Origin of the sequence: Fodinicurvata sediminis DSM 21159, assembly GCF_000420625.1 — a bacterium.
In the GTDB taxonomy this organism is placed as follows: Bacteria; Pseudomonadota; Alphaproteobacteria; order Kiloniellales; family DSM-21159; genus Fodinicurvata; species Fodinicurvata sediminis.
Genome location: NZ_ATVH01000016.1, coordinates 158568 through 182474, shown reverse-complemented (window position 1 = coordinate 182474; position 23907 = coordinate 158568). Strand labels below are relative to the sequence as shown.

At 60.4% G+C, this 23907-nt stretch carries 22 protein-coding genes and 1 tRNA gene; 11 read left to right on the top strand and 12 right to left on the bottom strand.

Annotated elements, in window-relative coordinates; genetic code table 11:
- The first annotated feature begins 20 nt into the window (after positions 1–20).
- The 3 genes from G502_RS0113555 to G502_RS0113545 all read left to right on the top strand — a co-directional run bounded on the left by G502_RS0113555 (position 21) and on the right by G502_RS0113545 (position 1307).
- Positions 21–581 carry a DUF2786 domain-containing protein gene (locus tag G502_RS0113555; RefSeq protein WP_022729218.1) on the top strand — a complete coding sequence of 187 codons (561 nt, stop codon included), beginning with the start codon at positions 21–23 and terminating at the stop codon, positions 579–581.
- Between the two features lie 60 nt (positions 582–641).
- Positions 642–716, top strand: a tRNA-Val gene (locus G502_RS0113550).
- Positions 717–836: 120 nt separating this feature from the next.
- Positions 837–1307, top strand: coding sequence for a GFA family protein (locus tag G502_RS0113545; RefSeq protein ID WP_022729217.1), 471 nt, complete (start codon positions 837–839; stop codon positions 1305–1307).
- A 102-nt stretch (positions 1308–1409) separates the two neighbouring features.
- Here G502_RS0113545 and G502_RS0113540 read toward each other — a convergent pair whose 3' ends face one another.
- Both G502_RS0113540 and G502_RS0113535 read right to left on the bottom strand, forming a co-directional pair.
- Positions 1410–2693, bottom strand: a complete 1284-nt coding sequence (locus G502_RS0113540) for a M24 family metallopeptidase (protein ID WP_022729216.1) — start codon at positions 2691–2693, stop codon at positions 1410–1412.
- Positions 2694–2699: 6 nt separating this feature from the next.
- On the bottom strand, positions 2700–3596 hold the full coding sequence (locus G502_RS0113535) for a HalD/BesD family halogenase (RefSeq protein ID WP_022729215.1): 897 nt from the start codon (positions 3594–3596) through the stop codon (positions 2700–2702).
- A 159-nt stretch (positions 3597–3755) separates the two neighbouring features.
- Here G502_RS0113535 and G502_RS0113530 point away from each other — a divergent pair, with 159 nt between their 5' ends.
- The 6 genes from G502_RS0113530 to G502_RS20240 all read left to right on the top strand — a co-directional run bounded on the left by G502_RS0113530 (position 3756) and on the right by G502_RS20240 (position 9390).
- Positions 3756–4655: a LysR family transcriptional regulator gene (locus G502_RS0113530; protein WP_022729214.1), complete on the top strand. Its 900-nt coding sequence runs from the start codon at positions 3756–3758 to the stop codon at positions 4653–4655.
- 240 nt (positions 4656–4895) lie between these two features.
- Entirely contained in the window at positions 4896–5510 is a 615-nt protein-coding gene (locus tag G502_RS0113525; RefSeq protein WP_281170030.1) for an ABC transporter permease, read from the top strand.
- A gap of 23 nt (positions 5511–5533) precedes the next feature.
- Positions 5534–6682, top strand: a complete 1149-nt coding sequence (locus G502_RS0113520; RefSeq protein ID WP_022729212.1) for an ABC transporter ATP-binding protein — start codon at positions 5534–5536, stop codon at positions 6680–6682.
- On the top strand, positions 6682–7437 hold the full coding sequence (locus G502_RS0113515) for an ABC transporter permease (RefSeq protein WP_022729211.1): 756 nt from the start codon (positions 6682–6684) through the stop codon (positions 7435–7437). Before G502_RS0113520 ends, G502_RS0113515 begins: the two co-directional genes overlap by 1 nt.
- 94 nt (positions 7438–7531) lie before the next feature.
- Positions 7532–8419: a glycine betaine ABC transporter substrate-binding protein gene (locus G502_RS0113510; RefSeq protein WP_022729210.1), complete on the top strand. Its 888-nt coding sequence runs from the start codon at positions 7532–7534 to the stop codon at positions 8417–8419.
- A 92-nt stretch (positions 8420–8511) separates the two neighbouring features.
- Positions 8512–9390 carry a nitrilase-related carbon-nitrogen hydrolase gene (locus G502_RS20240; RefSeq protein ID WP_022729209.1) on the top strand — a complete coding sequence of 293 codons (879 nt, stop codon included), beginning with the start codon at positions 8512–8514 and terminating at the stop codon, positions 9388–9390.
- A 22-nt stretch (positions 9391–9412) separates the two neighbouring features.
- Here the strand turns inward: G502_RS20240 and G502_RS0113500 are convergent, their stop codons facing one another.
- Positions 9413–10018, bottom strand: coding sequence for a GNAT family N-acetyltransferase (locus tag G502_RS0113500; RefSeq protein ID WP_022729208.1), 606 nt, complete (start codon positions 10016–10018; stop codon positions 9413–9415).
- Positions 10019–10189: 171 nt separating this feature from the next.
- Here G502_RS0113500 and G502_RS0113495 point away from each other — a divergent pair, with 171 nt between their 5' ends.
- Positions 10190–13459, top strand: a complete 3270-nt coding sequence (locus tag G502_RS0113495; RefSeq protein ID WP_162140985.1) for an AsmA-like C-terminal region-containing protein — start codon at positions 10190–10192, stop codon at positions 13457–13459.
- A 7-nt stretch (positions 13460–13466) separates the two neighbouring features.
- On the opposite strand, the gene G502_RS0113490 is transcribed toward G502_RS0113495, so the two are convergent.
- From G502_RS0113490 to glmU, 4 genes are all read right to left on the bottom strand, one after another.
- A complete protein-coding gene (locus G502_RS0113490) occupies positions 13467–13760 on the bottom strand; it encodes a ribbon-helix-helix domain-containing protein (protein ID WP_022729206.1) in 294 nt (97 codons plus the stop codon).
- Between the two features lie 60 nt (positions 13761–13820).
- Positions 13821–15227, bottom strand: coding sequence for a class II fumarate hydratase (gene fumC / locus G502_RS0113485; protein ID WP_022729205.1), 1407 nt, complete (start codon positions 15225–15227; stop codon positions 13821–13823).
- 90 nt (positions 15228–15317) lie between these two features.
- Positions 15318–17141, bottom strand: a complete 1824-nt coding sequence (gene glmS / locus G502_RS0113480) for a glutamine--fructose-6-phosphate transaminase (isomerizing) (RefSeq protein ID WP_022729204.1) — start codon at positions 17139–17141, stop codon at positions 15318–15320.
- Entirely contained in the window at positions 17141–18496 is a 1356-nt protein-coding gene (gene glmU / locus G502_RS0113475; protein WP_022729203.1) for a bifunctional UDP-N-acetylglucosamine diphosphorylase/glucosamine-1-phosphate N-acetyltransferase GlmU, read from the bottom strand. Before glmU ends, glmS begins: the two co-directional genes overlap by 1 nt.
- Before the next feature lie 246 nt (positions 18497–18742).
- Between glmU and G502_RS0113470 the strand changes: the two genes are divergently transcribed.
- Positions 18743–20092: a globin-coupled sensor protein gene (locus G502_RS0113470; protein ID WP_022729202.1), complete on the top strand. Its 1350-nt coding sequence runs from the start codon at positions 18743–18745 to the stop codon at positions 20090–20092.
- Positions 20093–20185: 93 nt separating this feature from the next.
- Here G502_RS0113470 and G502_RS0113465 read toward each other — a convergent pair whose 3' ends face one another.
- The 5 genes from G502_RS0113465 to G502_RS0113445 all read right to left on the bottom strand — a co-directional run bounded on the left by G502_RS0113465 (position 20186) and on the right by G502_RS0113445 (position 23864).
- A complete protein-coding gene (locus G502_RS0113465; RefSeq protein ID WP_022729201.1) occupies positions 20186–20626 on the bottom strand; it encodes a hypothetical protein in 441 nt (146 codons plus the stop codon).
- Positions 20627–20679: 53 nt separating this feature from the next.
- A complete protein-coding gene (locus G502_RS0113460; RefSeq protein WP_022729200.1) occupies positions 20680–20994 on the bottom strand; it encodes an ElaB/YgaM/YqjD family protein in 315 nt (104 codons plus the stop codon).
- Between the two features lie 95 nt (positions 20995–21089).
- Positions 21090–21266: a DUF1328 family protein gene (locus G502_RS22055; RefSeq protein WP_022729199.1), complete on the bottom strand. Its 177-nt coding sequence runs from the start codon at positions 21264–21266 to the stop codon at positions 21090–21092.
- Between the two features lie 202 nt (positions 21267–21468).
- Positions 21469–22089: a hypothetical protein gene (locus G502_RS0113450; protein ID WP_022729198.1), complete on the bottom strand. Its 621-nt coding sequence runs from the start codon at positions 22087–22089 to the stop codon at positions 21469–21471.
- A 101-nt stretch (positions 22090–22190) separates the two neighbouring features.
- The gene (locus G502_RS0113445; RefSeq protein WP_022729197.1) at positions 22191–23864 is read right to left on the bottom strand and encodes a formate--tetrahydrofolate ligase; all 1674 of its coding nucleotides are present in this window, start codon (positions 23862–23864) and stop codon (positions 22191–22193) included.
- Positions 23865–23907 lie beyond the last annotated feature (43 nt).

Genomic DNA, 23907 nt, shown 5'->3' with positions numbered 1-23907 from the left:
CGGGTTAAACTGAGCCTACGATGAGTGAAAGCTTCACAACCGACAAACGCGAAAGATTTCGCAAGCTGCTGACCCTCGCGTCCGAAAGTCCCTATGAGGGGGAGCGATCGGCTGCGCTGGAAGCGGCGAAGCGTCTTGCGTCTTCGCTCAATATGGATCTCGAAGAAGCCGCCCGCGCCTGCCGCCAGGACAGCTTCGAGGACGATCCTGTGGAACAGCGCGCCCGCGAGGACCGCGAGGCAGATGCAAGAAAGCGCCGCGCCAACCAGGCTTGGATGTGGCGCACCTATGCCGCCTATGCCTATGACGCTGCGGCCAGCCGCATGCGCCAGAAGCGGCGTGAGGAGGTCCAGAAGCAGCAGGAGGCCGAAGAGCAGCAACGCCGCACCGAACGGCTGTGGCGTGCCGGCAATCATCGCAGCAGCACGCGTCAGCGCCCGCGCAAGGACTTTGCCCGGGCCCTGATCCGGGAAACCGCCCTCCCGCTGTCCGAAATCGCCGAGATCACCGGGCTGAGCATGCGCAAGATCGTCGAGCTGAAACTGAAGATGCGCCCCCATGCGCCAGCCGCCGGCGAGTAGGCGGCCGCGCGCCTTGACAGCCAGCAACGGCGCCATTAAACAGCCCCATCCTATCTTATAGGGCGCGTAGCTCAGCGGGAGAGCACTGCCTTCACACGGCAGGGGTCGCTGGTTCAATCCCAGCCGCGCCCACCATTCAAGACAATGACTTGAATATGCAGGCCGGCTAGAATGAACCATGCTTCGTGGTTCACCTGATCCAGAGTGTGCAGCTGTATACTATTGATAGCTCGAGCGGAAACGGGTGAGGCGACAATGGACGGGCGCAACTTGAAACAGGACCCACTTACCGGCGGCTGCCAGTGCGGAAAGGTCCGCTACCGGCTTTTCGCAAGCCCGCAACGGCCACACGTCTGTCATTGCCGCATGTGCCAGAAAGCCTCTGGAGCGCCCTTCATGGCATTCGCCGAAGTGGCCATGCACGATTTCGCCTGGACCCGCGAAGAACCCTCCTGGTTCAGGTCGTCCGAAGCCGTCGAGCGCGGTTTCTGCAGCACCTGTGGTACACCACTGCACTTTCGCTATGTCGGCTCGGACAAGCTCGACATCACCCTCGCCAGCCTGGATGAGCCGAACCTTGTCCAGCCAGAAGAGGAGGTCGGCTGTGAAGGACGCCTGTCCTGGATCGACTTGATCGACCAGCTCCCCCGCTCGACGACAGAAGCCACGACGCCACCTGAGGTCCTCAAGACCTATGCCAGCCGCCAGCATCCGGATCATGAATGAGATGAAATAATTTTGATCAATGAACTAGCAACCCCTGCCGTGTGAAGGCAGGGGTCACTTCAGAAACAGCAGGAAGGCTGGTTCAGACCCTATTCAGTTCAATCACACCTGCCGGCCCAGCAACGCCTCGTCGAAGGGATAGCACGAGATGAGCTGGGCGCCGGTCTCGGTGATGACCACCTCTTCCTCCAGCTTCACGCCTTCGGGGCCGTCCACCTCGCCGATGTAGCTCTCGACAGAGACCACCATGCCGGGCTCCAGGATGCCGTCGCCCGAGAAGGCGTCGAAATCCGTGGGATGAGCGACCAGCGGCGTTTCGCCGTGCATGCCTACCCCATGGATCACCGAGGGATAGCGTCGGTCGAAGAAGCGTTCAGGGATAGGCCAGGAGTTCTCGGACAGCTCGCGATAGCTGAGCCCCGGGCGCAGCAGGTCGATATTGTGCTGCACCTGCTCCCAGGCCATCTGGTAGAGGCTCTGCTGATAGCCCGTGGGCCGGCCCGGGCCGCAGAAGAAGCTGCGCGAGAAATCCGAGTAATAGCCGTGGCAGCCGATGGTGTCGGTGTCCAGCGCCACCAGTTCGCCCGGCCGCAGCAGACGCCCGCTGGCTTCGTTGAACCAGGGGTTTGTGCGCGGGCCCGAAGACAAGAGACGTGTCTCGATGAACTCACCACCCTGGGCGATGACATTGCCGTACATCGTGGCAAAAAGGTCCGTCTCGCTGACGCCCGGCTGGATCGCAGCTTCCACGGCCGCGACCGAGGCTTCGCTGGCCGCCATGCTCTGGGCCAGGCAGGCGATCTCGTCCCGCGTCTTGATTCGGCGGCAGTGCAGGACATCCTGCTGGCAGTCCCGGACGGCCAAACCTTCGGCCTCCAGCGCCAGGGCCAGGATGTGCGAGCAGCGATCCACGCCCACCAAGCCATCACCACCGCTGTGCTCGCGCAAAAGGGCGGCGATCTCCTGGGCGAAGGGCTGGGCCGAGGTACCATCGCGCTGGTTCACTGAGGACCAGACCACCTTGGACGTGCGGTGGTCGTCGATGGTTTCAAGCCAGGTGGAAACATGCGCGCTGCCCGGATACTCGAAGAGGATCACCGGCCCCTCCAGCGGCACATAGATGTAGCGCGTGGAATTGCGCAGGAAATAACCGAACATGTTGCGCGAACCGGTGGCATAGCGCTGGTTGTTGGGATCGAACAGCACCACGGCGGCATAGCCCTGCTCGGCCATCATGGCGCGTAGCCGAGCCAATCGCTCCGCGCGCAGGCGCAGGGGATCGAAGGCCGTGGGTATGGAATCGCCCAGCTCGGGCGTGGTGCTGGACACCACTGGGGGGCGGTCCGGGCGGTCGGTGGAAAAGGTCCTATGGGAAGACTCGTTCATCGGGAATCAGTCCTGGAGATTGTCGCTGCGGGCGGGACCTTCGCTGGCCTGCTGTTCATGGATCGGTGCAACGCGCCCGAAGATGCGCCGTGTGCGTTCGGCACGCGCGATCATGCCAGGCTCGCGCGCATAGCTGAAGATCACCGTATGGCGGTCCTGCTGGCCTTCCACGCGGCTGACCCGGTGCAGTGAATAGCGACCGTAGAAGATCTGCAGGTCGCCAGGACGCAACTCCAGCGTATGAACCCGCGTTTGATCGCCCTGCAGGACATGGCTGACCGCCTCGTAATTCTCACTCTCGGGCGAACGGATCTGCGGGCAGTATTCGAACAGGCCGCCGCCTTCCGGTTCCTTGGTCAACATCGAGACCACGAACTCGTTGGTGTCGTAGTGCCAGGGATGCTGGCAGCCGGGCTTGAGCACGTTGATGACCAGCCCGCCCAGGGGGTCGGCATATTCATGAAGTTCATCGATATCCAGCACACGCGCCAGAAAGTCCTGCACGCTTTTGTCGTGATAGAGACGGCGAATGGCGGTCTCCTGGCCGATCAGATCCCCGCCGACGAAGCCGTTGGAACGGTCCATGAAGATATTCCGCGGATGATCGGCCGGCAAAGAAGGGTCGCCATCCGAGCTGTAGGGGTTGGTCTGGGTGTCGTTGATATGCGCCTGCGGCGCCAAGGCGTCGCTTTCCTGACGGATACGGGAAAGCAGGTCTTCACGTACGAATCCACGCAGGATGGCACAGCCCGTCTGGGCCAACTCGCCGCGGATGCGGTGCAGCAGGTCCTGTCCCTCGGGGCTGTCCAGCCGATCGATGGGATAGCTGTCCAGGTCGACGACCGGCATATCCTCATGACTGGCTGCAGGCTGCGGGGTTACGGAAGAATCATTGGCAAGCATCTCGATGTTTCTGCCGGGTTGGCCGGCAGCTCCTCTGCTGTATGGCCTGAAGATGACTTGCAGGAAGTATAGGCAGCCGCAATTGATTACAGAAACGATTTGTTACTATAAGATCAATTGAGATTCATGATTGATAAGAGGCCATAGGACCAGCACGGCATGGACATTGAACTCTTGCGCACCTTCGTTGCCGTCGCGGAAAGCGGCGGTTTCAGTGCCGCAGCGAAGTCGCTGAACCGCACGCAATCGGCCGTCAGCCTTCAGATCAAGCGACTGGAAGACCAACTGAATGATTCCCTGCTCCAGCGAACCAGTCGCTCGGTGGCCTTGACGCCCGCTGGGGCAACCTTCCTGCCCTATGCGCGGCGAATGCTGCGCCTGCAGGAAGAGGCTCAGCTTGCCGTCGGCCAGCGCAACAGCAGCGAGACGATCCGTTTTGGCATCACCGACGAACAGGCCCAAGCCTACCTGCCGAATATCCTGGCGCCCTTCACCGAGACCTTTCCCGATGTGCAGATCGAAATCACCTGCGACCAGAGCACCGAACTGGTGGCTGCACTACAGGATGGCCTTCTGGACATGGTGCTCTGCATTCGGCATCGGGCCACGCCGACCGGCACACCGGTGGCCACCCAGCCCCTGGTCTGGGTCGCTTCGCCAGACCTGAAGGTCAATCGCATGAATCCCATTCCCCTCGCCCTCAATCCTGAAGGCTGCGTCTATCGCGCCCAGGCCTTGTCCCTACTTTCAAAAGCCGGAAAACGCTGGCGGATCGCCTGGACCAGCCAGAGTCCAACCGGGATCAACCTGGCCCTAACCGCTGGCCTGGCCGTCTCCATCAAGGCCGACCGCTCCATTCCCGAAGGCTGCATCGCGCTGGAGGATACCGCCGGCTTGCCGCCCCTGAAACCCGCCGTCGTCGAACTGCATCGCTCTCCAGCGGGCACCTCCCTGGCCCTGGATACACTGGCTGACATGATCGCGGACACCGTTGTTCAACACCATGCGCCTTCACCGTCTGTGACGGAAACCGCAAGTGCCGCTGACAACAGAAAGTAACCTGGAACCAGGCTGCACTTGGCTTCATCCATGGCAAGATTTTCAGCCAGTCCGCCAGAAACGTAGCTGCAATAGCTGCTATTACATTTATAAATAGATATTATATTTCCCTGAACTTTATTTATTAATAGGATAGCGTTTCGTATATATCGACATAACAAAATCGGTGCCTGAGCACCGTGACTGAAGAACCGGTAGGCTTACTTGGAAGTAATCAACTTCATTATTTCCAACTGGGATGTGTTGATTGAGCGAACCGTGGAACACACGGTGCTGGTCGCCATTGCCGTAGGCATGGCCATCGTGACCGGTGTGCCCATCGGTATCGCCATTACACAGAATCGGCGCGTGGCCGACACGGTGCTCTATATCGCCAGTATCATCATGACGATCCCTTCGATCGCACTCTTCGGCATCATGATTCCCCTGCTGTCTCCGTTTGGTCACGGCATTGGCTACGTGCCCGCGATCATCGCGGTCATGCTCTATTCCCAACTGCCGATTATCCGCAACACTTATACGGCCATCAACAATGTGGACCCCGCCTTGCGTGAAGCCGCGCGCGGCATGGGCATGACGGGCGTCCAGCGCCTGCGCCGCGTGGAGATACCCATTGCCGTTCCGATCATCATTACCGGCGTTCGCATCGCCGTGGTGATGAATATCGGCATCATGGCCATTGCGGCGTACATCGGGGCGGGCGGCCTGGGTACCTTCATCAGTCGCGGGATCTCACAGACCGATCCGCGCCAGCTGATCACCGGTGCCCTGGCCGTGAGCATCCTGGCAATCATAGCGGACTTCGCCCTGCTCTGGCTGAACAAGAGGCTCAGTCCAGCCGGCCTGCGCACTTAAAGGACCCAGGAGGTATCGCACTCGTGATTACACTGGACAAGCTGACCAAGGTTTTCGACACGCCGAATGGGCCAGTGACCGCTGTCGATCATGTTTCCCTGGAAGTACCGGAAGGCGAAATCTGCGTCCTGCTGGGCCCCTCCGGCTGCGGCAAGACGACAACGCTGAAGATGATCAACCGCATCATTTCCAAGTCTTCGGGCAAGATCTTCATCGAGGGCAAGGACACAGATGATTATCACGAGGTTCAGCTGCGGCGGAATATCGGCTACGTCATCCAGCAGATCGGGCTGTTTCCCAACATGACGGTCGAGGAAAACGTCTGCGTTGTTCCGGACCTGCTGGGCTGGACCAGGGAAAAGTCGCGCAAGCGTGCCCGTGAACTGATGGAGATGGTGGCGCTCGACCCGGACAGCTTCCTCAAGCGCTACCCCAAGGAACTTTCCGGGGGCCAGCAGCAGCGTGTCGGCGTGGCACGTGCCCTGGCCGCTGACCCCCCAGTCATGTTGATGGACGAGCCCTTCGGGGCCATCGATCCGATCAATCGCGAAGTGATCCAGGATGAGTTCCTCAAGCTTCAGGAAAGCATGCGCAAGACGATCCTTTTCGTCAGCCATGACATCGACGAAGCGGTCAAGATGGGCGACCGTATCGCCATCTTCCGCGATGGTAAGCTGATCCAGTCGGATACCCCCGACAATGTTCTGGCCCATCCGAAGAATTCCTTCATTGCGGACTTCGTGGGCTCGGACCGTACGCTCAAGCGTCTGGGCCTGATCAAGGTACGCAATGCCATGGAGCACAATCCGCCCATCGTACGGGCCGAAAACACGCTCGAAGATGCGGTTGCCCTGATGAAGGAGAACGGTCACATCTCGATCGTCATGGTCGGCCCGCAGGGACGCGCCCGGGGCTGCCTGCGCCTGTCCGAGATCGAGGGCAAGAAGGGCCGGGTCAACGAGCATCGCTCCTCCCTGCCCACAACCATCGACATCGATGCCGATCTGCGTTCCGCGGTTTCGGCCATGTTCGCCCATGATCTGAGCTGGCTTGCCTGCGTGGACAGTGAGGGTTTCTACAAGGGCTACATCAGTCTGAAAGGCATCACGCACCTGCTGGGCGAGACCTACCGCGACGAAGCTGTCGAGGGCCAGGGGGCCGCGACAGGCTGATGGCAAGCACCAACACCATAGGCAGCAAGACTGGCGCCTGGGTCGGGAAGATCGGGCGAAGACTGCTGCTCGTGCTGGCCTTTGCCCTGGGGCTGATCGTCTCCGAAACCGGATGGCTTCAGGACATCATGCTGTACTGGCCGGACATCGAGTACCTGACCGGACAGCATATCACACTGGTGCTCATATCCGGTGGCCTAGCAGTCTTGACCGGCGTGCCGCTTGGCATTTGGCTTTCCCGCCCTTCAATGCGCCACATCTCCGAAACGCTGATGCAGGGCCTGAACATCGGCGCGACGATTCCCACCCTGGCAGTCCTGGCCCTGTCCATGAGCTTTCTGGGAATCGGGACAACACCGTCGATCTTCGGACTCTGGCTCGTTTCCTTGCTGCCGATCGTACGCAACACCTATATCGGCCTGAAGGGCGTGCAGCCCGCGCTGATCGAGGCAGCCCGGGGCGTCGGCATGGGCCCCGCGCGCATCCTCTTCAAGGTCGAGCTGCCCAACGCGCTCTTCGTGATCTTTGCCGGTATCCGCACAGCCTTGGCGATCAATGTGGGCACCGTACCGCTGGCCTTCCTGATCGGCGGCGGAGGTCTTGGAGAGCTGATCTTCACGGGCATTGCCCTGAACGATACCGGGATGATGCTGGCCGGCGCGGTGGCAACTGCGTTCCTGGCTGTCGTCGTGGATTTCATCGTGTCCCAGATACAGCTCTGGGCCATTCCACGCGGTGTGAATCCCTTGCGTTGACCGCCTGTGGAGCAAGCTGCGGGCGGAGTAGCAATAAAGGTCGGTCTCTTAGATCCGGGGGCGGCCCGAACCACAAAACCAAAGGAGAACAGAGATGTTTCGCAATCTAATCAAGGGCCTGGCTCTGGCCGGCGCCGTCACTGCCCTGCCCCTGGCCGCTCAGGCCCAGGAGATCGTGGTCGGCGGAAAGAACTTCACCGAACAGCTGTTAATGGCTGAGATGACCACACAGCTGCTGGAAGCCAATGGTTATGACGTCGACAAGCGCGACGGGCTGGGCAGTACGGCCCTGCGCTCCGCGCAGGAAAACGGTCAGATCGACCTTTACTGGGAATACACGGGCACGTCCCTGATCACCTACAACGGTGTCGAGGAGCGCCTGAGCCCAGAGGAAACCTATGAGCGCGTCTCGGAGCTGGATGCCGAACAGGGCCTGACCTGGCTGCAGCCCTCGGACGCCAACAATACCTATGCCCTGGCCATGCGCGAGGCCGATGCCGAAGAACGCGGCATATCCTCGATCAGTGATCTGGCCGCAAAGATCAATGACGGAGCGGAACTGGACTTCGCCGTCAACGCCGAGTTCCCGCGGCGTCCGGATGGCCTGATAGGACTTCAGGAGGAATATGACTTCAACTATCCACGCGGAAACCTGAAGACCATGGAATCCGGCCTGACCTATCAGGCGCTCAACGAAGAACAGGTCGAGGTTGGACTGGTCTTCGCCACGGATGGTCGAATTGCCGCCTTCGACTTCGTGGTGCTGGAAGATGACAAGGATTTCTTCCCGGACTATGCCCTGACCCCGGTCATCCGAACGGAAACGCTGGACGCCAACCCCGAATTGGAGGGCATCCTGAACGAACTTTCGGGCAAGCTGACCGACGATGTCATGCAGAGCCTCAACGCACGCGTTGATGTGGAGCGTGAAACAATCGAGGACGTCTCCGAAAGCTACCTGAAGGAAGAAGGCCTGATCTGAATCGGGCCCTCCTCCCCACACGCCGGGCCCGGCTTTTGCCGGTGCCCGGCGTTTTTATTTAACCCCCCAAGCCGGCGCAGGAGATAGGTGCCATGAACCTGAAAGTGGCTGCCGCACAGACAGAGAGCATCCCCGGAGACCCCTCCGTCAATCTGGACAAGCATCTGGAGTACATTCACAAGGCGCGAGCGGAGGGAAACGACGTCCTGCTGTTCCCTGAAATGTCCCTCACAGGCCACTCTGCCGGGACGGAAACCCTGGATGTCTCCCGACATCGCGAGGATGAAATCGTCCAGAAACTGGCCGATGCCAGTGGCGAGATGTGCACCGTATTCGGTTTGATCGAGGAAGGCCCGGCGGCCCAGTTCTATAACTCATCCATAGCTGTACGTCAGGGCAAGCGACTGTTCCTGCACCGAAAGGTCAATCTGGCGACCTACGGCAACCTGGAGGACGGGAAGCATTTTGCGCCGGGACGCTATGTGGATACCTTCCCGGCACATCACAGCGATGCCAAATGGCGCGGCTCGATCCTGATCTGCGCCGACCTCTGGAATCCGCCCCTTGTGCACCTGGCCGCCCTGCATGGAGCTACGGTGATGTTCGCCCCCATATCATCGGCCGTGGAAGCCGTTGGCGGCGATTTCGACAATCCTGCGGGTTGGGATATTGCCGCCCGCTTCTATGGCATGACCTATGGTATGCCGCTGGTCATGACCAATCGCGTGGGCCGGGAAGGCAAGCTCAGCTTCTGGGGTGGCTCACGCATCATCGACCCTTTCGGGCGAATCCTGGCCCAGGCGGGTAACGGCGAAGAGATGATCACGGCCAATCTGGATTATGACCGCATCCGCAAGGCGCGCTACCTGCTGCCCACGGTACGGGATTCCAACCTGTCCCTGCTGCTGCGTGAAGGTCACCGCCTGGCCGATCTTGTGGGTGTGCCAGACAGTCTGAACCGGCACCCTTGAGAAAACCCGCTGGAGCGGGTTGCTAAAGCGCCTTCATCCACACACTCATGGGCTTCAGGCTTTCCGCGGCTTCATCCGCGTCCTGCCAGGACAGGCTGACGGTCATATCTTCGACTTTCCGATACCCCCGATTGTTCCAGAAGCCGTCCAGGGATCGATAATCCGCTGGACGGCGTGGATCATCCGCGGGCCGCTCGACCGCGCAGAAGCAGCAGTACGCAAAACGGTTCAGCGAGCGGGCATAGGCTTCCCGCTCATGGAAGAAGCGCACCCCGATTCCCAGGCCCCGATAACTCTCCTGAAGGACGGATTCTCCGAAATAGAAGAACTGCTCCGGCTCGAGTCCCTTTGCCCGGAACGGTTCGGTCATGGTTGGCGGCTCCTCCAAAAGGGGCAAGCCTGTGGCCGCGCCAATCAGACGTTCGCCATCGAAGGCACCGATGATGACGCTTTCCTCGGCCTCCTGATAGGCGCGCAAGTAGCGAGCCTCGTACTCCATCGAACCGATGTATAGATAGGGGTATTCGCGGAAAACCTCGATCCGCAACTGGGCCAGATCCCAGAGATGCCGTTCAAGGTCATCACCTGTCAGTACATCCAGCCTGATCCTCTCAGCCAATTTATTCATTCTGAGCTCCCCTTTCCAAAACGCCGCAGCAATTTCTTAAGCAAAAGCTTCCAGACTGAAAAGGACAGGCTTCACGCATGCTTGCGTTTGCCTCGAACAGGGGGAAACACTACCCTGTGCCGCATTGGGGGCCCGGTTGACGGGGCTGAGGGGGATTACGGGAATAGGAACTTGAAGACTGTCTTGTGGTGTCTTGCGGTCATCGGCGGCCTTGTGCTGGCGGGCGCCGTAGCGGCACCTTTCGTGATTGATGAAGAGGCGCGCAAGCAGGCCATCGCGGCCGAGCTGGCAGAGAACTTGGATGCAGGCGTCACCATATCCGGGGACGTTTCCTTCTCGTTGCTGCCAAGGCCTAGCCTGCAGCTGGCAGATGTGCGAATCGATCCAACCCAGGGCGGCCCGGAAAGTCACCCACGCATGGACATTCCCAGCGCCCAGCTGGACATCTCGCTGACGGCCCTGATATCCGGTGAATCCGGTCTGGAACGGGCCTCCCTCAGCCAGCCGCGCCTGATCCTGGTCTCACCCGAAACCGGTAAAGTCGGGCAGGATCTGGCCAACACCGAAACCTGGCTGAACAAGCTTGAAAGCCTGGCTCCGCTCCAGCTCGAGATATCGCAAGGCGAAATCCTGCTGGTGGGTTCCGAGGAAGAACCATACATACTGGCCGACCAAATCCACATGACGACACGCGTTCCGGAAGGCGGCACACCTTTGCGCTTCGAGGGCGAAGGCCGCTGGCAAGAGCACAGCCACCAGGCATCTCTTGCAATCGGCGCAGCCAGCACGGGACAGCAACGCGCCTTTGATCTGTCCTGGTCCAGTGCCGGGCTTGGAGAATCCGAGGGACGCCTTCGCGGCAATGCCACCTTTGCCGACAACGAGACACGCCTGTCCGCGCAACTGAACCTGCAGGGCAACAGCCTGGAAGGCTTGCTTGGAAGTGCGCCTCCGGACAGCAGCGCCGACTTACCATTTAATCTGGAAAGCAGGATCGAAAGCGATTTCGTCGAGATGGAGGTGACGGACGGGCGCCTGCGCCTGGCAGGCGTGGATGCCACGGGCCAGGCACAGATCCGGTTTTCAGCAATTCCTGCCGTAGACCTGCAGCTGGACATCCGGCGCATAGAGTTTCCGGCCTGGCAGGAAAGGCTTGAGGGGCGCGGGCGGGAACTGCTGGCTGGACTCCTGGAACGGAACATTGACGGGCGGGTTCGCATCAATCTGGACAGTCTCGGCATGAGGGATGATCTGGTCCAGGATCTGCGTTTGGACGCAACGCTGGCCCCCGGTTCCGCCCTGGTCGAGCGCTTGCAGGCCTCGGCTCCGGGAGGCACCCGCCTTCACTTGAGCGGTACGCTGGCCCCCGGCGAACAGGGCGTGGGATTTGATGGGAACATCCAGGGGGAGACCGGCAATCTGCGCCAGTTCCTGAACTGGCTGTCACTGGATACCGATTCCGTGCCTGGGGAACGCCTGCGCCACGCCAAGCTGAACTCTGGCTTCCAATACAGCAATGATCTGCTTCAATTGACCGATCTGGAACTTGATCTGGATGTCAGCAGTTTTACGGGTGGTGTTGCCATTGCCCTGCGGGAACGCCTCGGTCTGGGGTTGGGTCTGGAAGTCGACCGCCTGAACCTTGATGGCTACCTGTCCCGCAATGGGTCTCCGGATCGCGAAGGTGATACAAACCGTGGCGCGCTGGAGGAGCTGTCTTCGCTCGGACAAATGCTCACGCGCTTCGACGCCAATCTTGATCTGAAGGCACAGCGCCTGACCTATTTGGGCCAACGGCTATCCGGACTGCAACTCAGCGGTCGCCTCCAAGGGGGTGAGTTGACCCTCGACAGACTTGAGGTTGGCAACCTCAACAGCCTGGAAGCCAGCTTGTCGGGCCGTATGGACAGGCTGGAGTCCACGCCCCAGCTGATCGGCATGCAGTTTGATCTGACCTTGCAGAACCCTGGACGCTTTGCCGGCCGAATGGACCTGCCCTTCACAGCCTATTTCCAGAGGCTGGGGCCTGTTCATGCCAGCGGGATACTTGACGGCCCACTGAATTCCCTTTCCGTCAACAGCGACATGGATCTGGCAAATGCCTCGCTTTTCCTGGCAGGACTGGTGACTAAGGACGAAACCGGCATGGGGCTGTCCAATGGCAAGCTGGACCTGGACGGGCTCTCGGGACCACAGCTTGGCGATTGGCTGGACCTGTCAGAGGACGATGTCCTGCGCCGCCTGCCTGAACTGCATGCCACCAGTGACTTTTCTCTCAACCAGGGGACCTGGGCATACGACACGCGACTGGAAAGCGCCGGAGCGCAACTGGAATTGGAAGGCACGACCGAGGATCTCGATATCGGCTACCCGGTAACCGAGTTTCGGTTCGACTTCCAGCACCCACAGGAGTCAGCAGTCCTGCCAGGACTGCTGGGCCAGCCAGACAAGAACTTGCCGTCACTGCTGGCAAGTGGTCAGGCCACGGCCTCGCCACGTGCCATCGAGCTACCGGAAGGCCAACTCTCCCTGGCTGGAGATCCGCTGGATCTGGCAGGCGAATGGATCTTCTCTCGCCGGCGCCCCGAGATGAACCTCGAAGTGCGGGGACAACGACTTTCCCTGGGAGATCTGGGCGCCTTCCTGCCTTCCGGGAATGACACCTACGAGCGCCCCTTGCCCCTGACTTTCACGAGGGCACTCCAAGGGCGCCTCGATCTGTCCCTGGATCACCTGGACACGGCTTGGGAGTCTCTTGAAAACCTGACCCTTTCAATGGCTCTGGAGGACAGCGAACTGCAGGTCGAGGCCCTGGGAGGCCGCGTACTGGGCGGAACCTTCGCGGCAAATGGCAGCCTGATAGGCGACGCCATCGGCAGCTATCAGGCCAGCTTGAATGGCGCGCTCAAGGATATGCCGATGGGGTATTTCGCCAAGGCCCTGCTGGGCAGCTTTCCCGCCGACGGCACATTCGACCTGCCCCTGTCCCTGACAACGGAGGGGGAATCCATCTCTCGCATGGTGCGTAACCTTTCGGGGGAAATGGAGCTCTCCGGTCGCCTGCCACAGGATAAGTCGCAAAATAATGGCACGGACCCCGAACCTGAAGGGCAAGCAGGCGGGATGGAACGTCTGTTCCGTCTCGTGGAACTGCCGGCTTCAGTGGACGGTCAGATCCGCATCGAATCAGGCCGCCTGACCAGTGACAATCTACAATTCCAGGGACCACGGCGACGCCTTGCGTTGAGTGGCCTGCTGGCCGACCTCCCACGCCGCCGGATACAGGCGCTGGCCCAACTCTATGAGAAAGGTGAGGATACACCCGCCTCAGAGCTGGAGATCACCGGCCCGCTAGGTGCACCTGACCACAGTTGGGAGAGGTTCGGGCAGAATCTCAGAGGTAATACGATTCAGAACGAGGCTGCTAACGCAACGCAGTGATGCGCCTTCACGTCCCCTCGCCGGTCCTCTCCCTCATTTGCCGGCAGAGCCGCTGGACCACGTAAACCCGCAGGGCAGACGACAGGCCAACGGCCGGCCGGCGTGATGCATCGGCATTGGACTCGGCTTGTTCCCCCTCCAGGCGCTGCAGGTCTATACGCGCCACCAATGCCGCCAGAGAAACTCCCTCGTCTTCCGCCGCCTGTTTGAGTTGACGCCAGAAGATCTCCTCGAGCGAGATGGAGGTCCGGTGACCCGCCAAGGTCACCGAACGCTTCCGAATGCCACCGTCTTCATCCATCCGTGCGTCTCACATCTGTACGCCTCATGGAGCGTCTGGCCAGATCTGGGAACGTCCGGATCAGGCTTGGCGGGGGCCGATCATGTTCTCGGGTCGCACCCATTCGTCGAACTGCTCGGCCGTCAGCATGTCCAGTTCGACAGTGGCGTCCTTTAGAGTCTTGTTCTCGGCATAGGCCTTCTTGGCCACCTTGGCGGCATTGTCGTAACCGATGTGCGGATTCAAGGCCGTCACCAGCATCAGGGACTGGTACATCAGGTCCTCGATGCGCTTTTCGTCCGCCTCGATGCCGGCAATGCAGTTGTCCAGGAAGGATTCGGCGCCGTCTCCGATCAGCTGTGCCGATTGAAGCAGGCTGTAGATCAGGACCGGCTTGAAGACGTTCAATTCGAAGTGGCCGTTCGACCCCGCCACGCTGGCCGTGGTGTGGTTGCCCATCACCTGGGCACAGACCATGGTGAGCGCCTCGGCCTGGGTGGGGTTGACCTTGCCCGGCATAATGGAGGAGCCAGGCTCGTTGGCCGGCAGCAGCAATTCGGCAAACCCGCAGCGTGGGCCCGAGCCCAGCATGCGAATGTCGTTGGCGATCTTCATCAGCGAGACAGCTGCCGAGTTGAGCGCTCCGGACGCCTCGACCACGGCGTCATGAGCGGCCAGAGCCTCGAACTTGTTGGCCGCCGTGACGAAAGGCTGCCCCGTGATCGAAGCCACTTCTGAAGCGAATGATTCAGCAAAGCCTTCGATGGAGTTCAGGCCGGTGCCAACGGCCGTGCCGCCTTGCGCCAGTTCCAGTAAGCGATCCAGCGTGCCCTCGATACGCGCGATGGTGTACTTCACCTGCTGTGCATAGCCGGAAAACTCCTGGCCCAGGGTCAGCGGTGTTGCATCCATCAGGTGCGTACGGCCGATCTTGATAACCTGATCAAAGGCCTTCGACTTGGCTTCCAGGCCCTCCTGCAGGCGGCGCAGCTTGGGCAGGGTCGTGTCGACCAACGCCATGACGCCGGCAATGTGCATGACCGTCGGGAAGGAGTCGTTGGAAGACTGCCCCATGTTCACATGGTCGTTGGGATGCACAGGTTCCTTGCCGCCACGCTTGCCGGTCAGGATCTCGTTGGCGCGGCCTGCGATCACCTCGTTGCTGTTCATGTTGGTCTGGGTACCCGACCCGGTCTGCCAGACCACCAGCGGGAAGTGATCCATCAGCTTGCCGGCTGCAACCTCCTCCGCCGCCTGGCAGAGCGCCTCGCCGATCTTAGCATCCATCACCCCCAGCTTCATGTTGGTGCGGGCTGCGGCCAGCTTCTGGATTCCGAAGGCGCGCACGACACCTTCGGGCATCCTCTCACCTCCGATACGGAAATTCTGGAGCGAACGCTGCGTCTGCGCTCCCCAGTAGCGGTCGGCCGGAACGGCCAGCTCACCCATGGAATCGGTTTCGATACGCGTTTCTTCGCCAGCGGACATCTGTATTCTCCGGATAGTCGGCACTCAATATTCGGAGGTGGTTTTACCACGTTGCTGCCAGGCAGCAATGCCCACACCTGTAACCCGACCTCATTCCACCGTCACACTCTTGGCCAGGTTACGCGGCTGGTCCACGTCCGTGCCCTTGATGACGGCCGTGTGATAGGCCAGCAGCTGCAGCGGCAGGGCATAGAGGATCGGGGCCACGAAGGGCGACACCTCCGGCACCTGAACCGCATGGGTCACGCCTTCGCCGATGGCGTCGATGCCCTGCTCGTCAGAAATCAGAACCACGCGCCCGCCGCGGGCAATCACCTCCTGGATGTTGCCGGCCGTTTTGTCGAACAGGGGTCCGCTCGACGCACAGACCACGATGGGGACATGCTCGTCGATCAGCGCCATGGCCCCGTGCTTCAATTCGCCGGCAGCATAGCCCTCGGCATGCAGGTAACTGATCTCCTTGAACTTCAGCGCTCCTTCGAGCGCCAGAGGATACATGCTGCCGCGGCCCATATAGAGAATATCGCTGGCCTCGGCCATCTCGTTCGCAATGTCGATCAGCTGGGCTTCACGTTCCAGGAAATAGGAAGCCTGCGCCGGCACCTCGATGAGCGCCGAGGTCAACTCGGCCTCCGCCTCGGCCGACAGGCAGCCCCGCGCGCGCCCGGCGGCCAGGGCCAGGCAGGCCAGGACCACAAGCTGCGTGGTAAAGGCCTTGGTCGAGGCCACCCCGATCTCGGGTCCGGCCAGGGTCTTCATGACCGCGTCGGATTCCCGTGCAATTGCACTTTCCTGCTGATTGACGATGGACAGGATATGCTGCTTCTGGGTGCGCGTGTAGCGCAGGGCCGAGAGGGTATCGATGGTCTCGCCTGACTGGGAGATGAAAAGTGCGGCGCCGTTCTCGGGCAGCGGCGCCTCGCGATAACGGAACTCGCTTGCAATATCGATATCCATGGGCAGGCGCGCGACCTGTTCGAACCAGTACCTGCCGACCATGCCCGCATAGAATGCGGTTCCGCAGGCACTGGCCGTCAGGCGGGGAATCCGGGCAAAGTCAAAGGGCAACTCCGGCAGGGTGACCCGGCGACTCAAGGGATCCACATAGCTTTGCAGCGTGTCCCCTATGACAACCGGCTGCTCGAAGATTTCCTTCTGCATGAAGTGCCGGTACGAGCCCTTACCGATCATGGCGCCGGACATGACCGTGCGTGTCACAGGGCGCTCAACCGGGGAATCGTCCTGGTCGAAGATGCGGGCCTCCCCGCCTTTCAGGACGACCCAGTCCCCTTCCTCCAGGAAGCAGATCTGGTCCGTCAGCGGCGCCAGCGCCAGGGAATCCGAGCCCAGGTAGAGCTCGCCATTGCCATAGCCCAACGCCAGGGGGCTGCCGCGCCGGGCCCCGATCATCAGGTCGTGCCGGCCCGCGAAGACGATGGCCACCGCGAAGGCGCCATGCAGCCGTTTCAGGGTTGCTGCCACGGCTTCCTCGGGGCTTTTCTGGCTTCTCAGGTAATCCGTGATCAGATGGACGATCACTTCGGTATCGGTTTCGGTTTCGAAGCTGTGGCCGGCCGCCTCCAATTCCTTCCTGAGCGCGCGGAAGTTCTCGATGATGCCGTTGTGTACCACGGCCACTTCACTGTTGGCATGGGGGTGGGCGTTCACCTCGGTGGGACGTCCATGGGTGGCCCAGCGAGTATGCCCGATGCCCACGGTCCCCTCCAGCGGCTCTCTCTCGATCACGGCTTCAAGGTTGACGATCTTCCCCTCGGCCCGTCTGCGGTCGATCTGGCCGTTGCGCAGCGTGGCGATGCCGGCCGAATCATAGCCGCGGTACTCCAAGCGCTTAAGGCCATCCACAAGAAGAGGCGTGACCGCTTTCTGGCCCAGGATACCAATAATACCGCACATCAGGATTTCTCCTTGCTTTTCTTGCGCTGCGCCCGAAAGCGGGCGGCTGCATCGGGGCGCACTGACTGTTCTGCACGTGTAAGGCCAAGGGCGTCATCGGGAACATCCCTCGTTATGGTCGAGCCGGCGCCCACGATTGCATTCGCCCCGATACGCACGGGCGCGACCAGAGCCGTGTTCGAGCCGATGAAAGCACCGGCCCCGATATCGCTGTGATGCTTGCCATAGCCATCGTAGTTGCAGGTAATGGTACCGGCCCCGATGTTCGCGCCTTCACCGACTGTGGCATCACCAATATAGCTCAGGTGATTGGCCTTGGCCCCGGCCTCTAGCCGAGAGGCCTTGATCTCCACGAAGTTGCCCACGCGCGCCTTTTCACCGATGTGACTGCCGGGGCGCAACCGCGCATAGGGGCCGATACGCGCGTCCTTGGCAACTTTCGCGCCTTCCAGATGAGAGAAACTCAGGATCTCGGCCCCCTCGGCCACACGGACCCCAGGGCCGAAAACGACGTTGGGATGGATAACCACATCGGCAGCAAGCTGGGTATCATGCGACAGCCAGACCGTATCCGGATCGATGAGGGTCACGCCCTGCTCCATAGCCCGGCGGCGCAGGCGCTCCTGCATCAGTCGTTCGGCCTGGGCCAGTTCGCTGCGGGAATTGACGCCGGTAACCTCATCCACCCCACATTCACTGATGCGGGAAACCTTACCTGTCGCCCGCCCAAGCCGCACGAGATCTGTCAGATAGTATTCCCTCTTGGCATTGTCGTTGTCGACCGCCTCGAGCAGATCGAGCATGACCCGGGCATTGCCCAGCAGGTATCCGGCCCAACACGAGCTGATGCGCTTCTGTTCGGCCGTGGCATCCTTTTCCTCGACGATACCTTCAAGCGTCCCGTCCTCAGCCAGCAACAGGCGGCCATAGCCCGTCGGATCGGGAGGCTTGAAGCCCAGCCAGACAAGATCGGCCCCGCTTGACTTCTTCTGCTCCTGGAGCGCCCGAAGCGTTTCGGCCGTAATCAAGGGCCCGTCCCCATAGAGAATCAGAAGGTCCCCCGTCTCGTCCACACCCTCAAGAAGCGGTGCCGCCGCGCGAACGGCATCCGCGGTGCCCAAGCGCTGCTGCTGCACGGCGACAGGCCAGGGTGCAACGGCCTCGGCAAGCTGCGGCATGTCAGGGCCCACCACCACCACAACGCGACTGGGCTCAAGTGCCTCGGCCGCGTTCAGGACATGCTGCACCATCGCCAGGCCCGCAACTTCGTGCAGCACCTTGGGCTTGGCAGAACGCATGCGCGTTCCCTGACCGGCCGCCAGTATCACCACATTCAGGGTAGCTCCCCCGCTCATCTCCACATTCCTGTCGTGCAACTCCGGTATCGCAGATAGCACAGGCTTACCGCGTCCTCGGACCGCAGACAATCGCAAGTCTTTGTGGCAATGCCGTGAGCAGAGCGTGCAGCGGAGGAGCGATGCTAAGCTGGCCGAATCATGCCTGAGCCATAAAGGCTCTCTTAACACCTTTCCCGTATTGTCCGGCAGCAAGTGCATGCCAACTAACGGCTATCAGAAAACTTTATCCAGGAGCTTCGCTGCATGTCGGACGACTTGTCCCTAGAAAGACGCCTCGACTTTTTCCAGCTCGACCAGGACGCCATATCATCTCTGCGTCGTATCAAGCCCGTCATCGAGGCGGAGTTGCCGCGTATCATGGAAGCTTTTTACGGCCATCTGGCAAACTACGAGGAAACCAATCGTCTGTTTGCCTCAGATGAGGCGCGCAAACGTGCACGTGAGCTGCAGGTCAAGCACTGGCACCAGATTCTCTCCGCCAATTTCAATCAGGATTACTATGAATCCGCGCGCCGAATTGGCGCGGCCCACGCTCGCATCGGCCTGACGCCTTCCTTGTACATTGGTGGCTACAGCTTTCTCACCAACCGCTTCCTCGAGGTGCTGAGCGAACACTACAACGGCCGCTGGCAGGCAAAACAGATGAGCGCGCTGCGCAGTGCCGCCCTGCAGGCCATCAACAAGGCGGCCCTGCTGGATATGGACCTTGCCATTTCTGTTTATTCAGAAGTGTTGAAGAAAGAAAAGCAGGAGACTCTGGAAGAGCTCGCTCAAGGCTTGGAAGGCAGTGTTGGAACACTGGGCAGTTCCATTGCCTCCGATGCGTCACGCATGCACGAAAGTGCACAAACACTCTCACAGATTGCCGAAGACACCAACAGTCAGGCTCTATCCGTCAGCTCAGCCTCACGTCAGGCCAGCACCAGTGTACAGACTGTCGCCTCGGCAGCGGATGAGCTTTCAAGCTCAATCCAGGAAATCAATCAGCAGTTGGAATCCTCCAACCGCATGGCGCGCGAAGCGGTAACAGAAGCGGAACAGACCAACTCGACCGTGACCAGTCTGTCCGCAGCAGCCGAGAAGATCGGCGACGTTGTGAAGCTGATCCAGGACATTGCCGAGCAGACGAACCTGCTGGCGCTGAACGCCACCATCGAGGCGGCGCGGGCCGGCGAGGCCGGCAAGGGCTTTGCCGTGGTGGCAAGTGAAGTGAAGAACCTGGCCAACCAGACCGCCAAGGCGACCGAGGAGATTTCTCAGCAGATCTCGGACATGCAGGGTGTCACGACGGAAGCCGTCGACGCCATCCGCAAGATCAGCGAAAGCATCACCGGCATTGACGAGATGATATCCTCGATCGCTTCGGCCGCTGAGGAACAGTCTGCGGCCACAAGCGAGATCTCACGCAGCGTCAACGAGGCGGCCAGCGGAACCCAGCAGGTGGATTCAGTGATCGCGCAGGTTCAGGACGCCGCCGACAAGACAGGACGAATGGGCAACGATGTTCTCCAGTCGACCGAAGGCCTGACGGAACAAACGAACAGGCTGAGAGAAGAAGTTCAGAGTTTTCTCGACAAGATGCGTGCCGCCTGAACGGCGGAACCGCTGGGTCGGTCAGGCCTGACCCGAAAAACGGCGCGCCAGGAAGGCGCGCCGTTTTTCAATTCTGATCTTCCAGTCTCCACTTCAGGAAGGGGGAGGCCGGGTATAATCCTCTATGATCTTGCTGAGCGAGCGCCTCAATTCAGGCGAAGCGCCCAGACAGAAACCGGCAATCAGACCGGCATAGACCCTTTCCCAGGGTCGGCCTGGCAATGGGAGGTCCTTCAGAGGTGAGTTCTTGCCAAGAGGAAGGCCACTTGCCGGATCCACGGCAGGTTGCTTGGGGCCGGACGAGCCGGATTTTCGCAGGACAAGGCAGGCAATACCCGCCAGGACAGCTGCTACGAGAAGCACCACGCCTCCCGTGATAGCTGCCGCGGACGCAGCATCCATGATCTCTTCCAAGCGGAGATAGAGGGCGAATGCCCCCCATATCGCGGCGCCCAGCAAGGCCAGGACCGCAAGACTCATCAGGAAGAGTGCGGCCGCGAAACGCGCCGCTAGACTGCGTAGCTCTTCGATCAATTGAGCACCCCCTGCCTTACATGGCCTTGGATGGCCGAACTCGGAAAAAGCGCTCAGCGACGATCCAGGAGCTTGCCAAGCACGAAACCGACGCCAAAGGCCGTCGCGAGGCTTGCCAAGGGATGGCGCTCCACCTGCTGGTGAACCGTGTCAACGCCGGCCTTGCCGTGGTCGGATGCGTAACCGGCCAGGCGATTCAACTCACCGCGCAGGCGGTTGATCTCCGCGCGCGTTTCATCCGAAGCAGCGCGGGCCCCAGCGCCAGCCGTCTTGCTGACCTGTTCACTCAACTTCCCGAGGTCCTTGCGAAGATTGTCCAATTCCGATTTCAGGTTCTCGGTTTCCTTGTCCACGCTTTGATTTGCCACGGTTATATCCTTTCCGTTTTATGAGTCTGCGCCTTGCAACCCTTATGATGTGGGAATGCTATCCCGACTTCGCCAGTCCTAGCCTGCCCTCACTGTCAGGGGATGACAACCGCAGCACCGGCCAACCCGCTGATAACGGCAATCAGGAAAAGCACCAGGAAGATGAAGAAGAGTATTTTGGCAATCCCGGCTGCCGCACTTGCAATTCCACCAAAACCAAAAACAGCGGCAATGATGGCGACAACGAAGAAAACTATAGCCCATTCAAGCATTGCTCTTTACCCCATGTGAATTGATGAATTTTAATGGGTTCGATTTTAGGGCAAGTGGTTCGTTTTTTCTGGGGAATCAAGAAAATCGGCTGGGTCAAAAATGGTACGCCGTAAGTTGCGCAAAACAAAGGGCCCATCCCGAATTCAGGAATGAGCCCTCGATCAATTCTTCTCTTGGCCTGAACGAAATCAGGCCGGCCGCCTAGTAGTGTACAAGGGTGTAATCATAACGCACACCACTCGTCACCTCGATGGTATGCTTGATCAATTCGCCTTCATTGATGGCATGTACGACGTACCAGCCTTCCGGCAATACGAGGAAGGGTTTGACGGCCGTTTCCTCATAGAGAACCTTTCGATTCCCGTTGCTGTTCTTGCCGTACGTCATGATCTTCCATTCGATCGGCTTGGTGACCGAAGGCTCACCAACGCCGCGAATTACATCCAGGGTGATCTCACCGGCGTCCAGGTTGACGACATGGTGCGATCCATCCTCGTCGATACGCACATTCTGCTTTCGCGTGGTGGCACCGTAAACCGTCGTCAGGATGTAATCGCCCGGCGGTGCTTCAAGAACGGCCTGGCCACCCGTGCCAGAAGCTTCCAGCTTGCGATTTCCGCTCCTGGTGGCGCTGTGCAGGCTGAAGGAAACATCCTTGGATATCGCACCGGCGCCTTCCATGATGACGGCGTGGACTTCCAGGCCCGTTCCATCGGTCTTGGCTGCTGTCTGGGTTGCGTCCTCGGCTGTCGCAACCGAAGCCAAAGCAAGCCAGGCACCCCCGATGACCGCGCAGGCTACAGCTTTGATATGTCCTATCATAGAAGCCCCCTTCTTGACCATACATATCAAATACACGCAAGCTGTTGCGGACGCAATGCCTGATCGACGGCCAGCGCCGATCAGGCAGGCACGCAAAGGGGTCAGAAAAGCCCTTCGATCCGGCCTTCCGAATCAAGCTTTATGTTATTGGCCGCCGGCACGCGTGGCAGGCCCGGCATGGTCATGATATCCCCGCAGACGGCGACGACGAACTCGGCCCCGGCCGAAAGGCGCACCTCACGAACCGTTACGGAATGTCCTGAAGGCGCACCCTTCAGATTGGCATCCGTGGAAAAGGAGTACTGCGTCTTCGCCATGCAGATCGGCAGGTGCCCGTAGCCAGTATCCTGCAGTTCCTTGATTCGGTTGCGCACCGACTTGTCCGCCTGGATATCATGCGCCCCATAAAGGTGCGTCGCAATGGTATGAATCTTGTCCCAGAGGGGCATGTCATCATCATAGAGAGGTGCAAACTGGTCGACGCCGCTTTCGACCAGGTCCACGACGTGATGTGCCAGTTCCTCGGTCCCTGCCGAGCCCTCGGCCCAGTGCGTGCAGAGAATGGCTTTCGAGCCCAGTTCCTGTGCCACGGACTGCACGGCCTCGACCTCGGCATCGGTGTCCGTGATGAAACGGTTGATGGCCACGACAGCTGGTACGCCGAAGGCCTTCACGTTGCGGATGTGTCGGGCCAGGTTCGAACACCCCTTCTTGACCGCCTCGACATTCTCCTTGCCCAGGTCGTCCTTGCCCACACCGCCATGCATCTTGAGGGCGCGGACCGTGGCCACGATCACGGCGGCATTGGGTTTCAATCCGGCCTTGCGGCATTTGATGTCGAAGAATTTCTCGGCCCCCAGATCGGCCCCGAAGCCGGCTTCGGTGACCACGTAATCGGACAGCTTCAACGCCGTCCTGGTGGCAATCACCGAGTTGCAGCCATGGGCAATGTTGGCAAAGGGACCGCCATGGATGAAGGCGGGGTTGTTCTCAAGCGTCTGGACCAGATTGGGGGCGATGGCATCGCGCAGCAGCACGGCCATGGGGCCTTCGGCCTTCAGGTCACGTGCCAGCACCGGCTTCTTGTCGCGGGTATAGGCGACCACGATCTTGCCCAGACGCTCGGTCAGGTCCTCCAGGTCGCTGGCCAGGCAGAAGATGGCCATGACCTCCGAAGCCACCACAATATCGAAGCCATCTTCACGCGAGAACCCATTGGCAACACCGCCCAGAGAAGAAACGATCTGGCGCAGCGAGCGGTCGTTCATGTCGACCACGCGCCGCCAGGCCACCCGGCGGCTGTCGATGCCAAGTTCGTTGCCCCAGTAGATGTGATTGTCGATCAGGGCGGATAGCAGGTTGTGGGCTATTCCGATGGCATGGAAATCGCCCGTGAAATGCAGGTTGATATCCTCCATGGGCACGACCTGGGCGTAACCGCCCCCTGCTGCGCCCCCTTTCATGCCGAAGCAGGGACCCATGGAAGGCTCGCGCAGACAGATCGATGCGTTCTTGCCGATCTTGTTGAGTCCATCGCCAAGTCCGACTGTCGTCGTGGTCTTGCCCTCACCGGCCGGGGTCGGGGTTATGGCGGTCACAAGGATCAGGCGACCGTCTTGCCGGTCCTGGATCGAACGAATGAAGTCGAAGGACACCTTGCCCTTGTAGGGACCGTACTGAAGCACCTGCTCCTGCGGGATGCCCAGCTTCTCGCCCACTTCGATAATCGGGCGGATCGAGGCTTCGCGGGCAATTTCGATATCACTCTTCGGCATCTGGGCTATCCCCTTCCGGATTCTTGCAATTTTCCGCTGGACG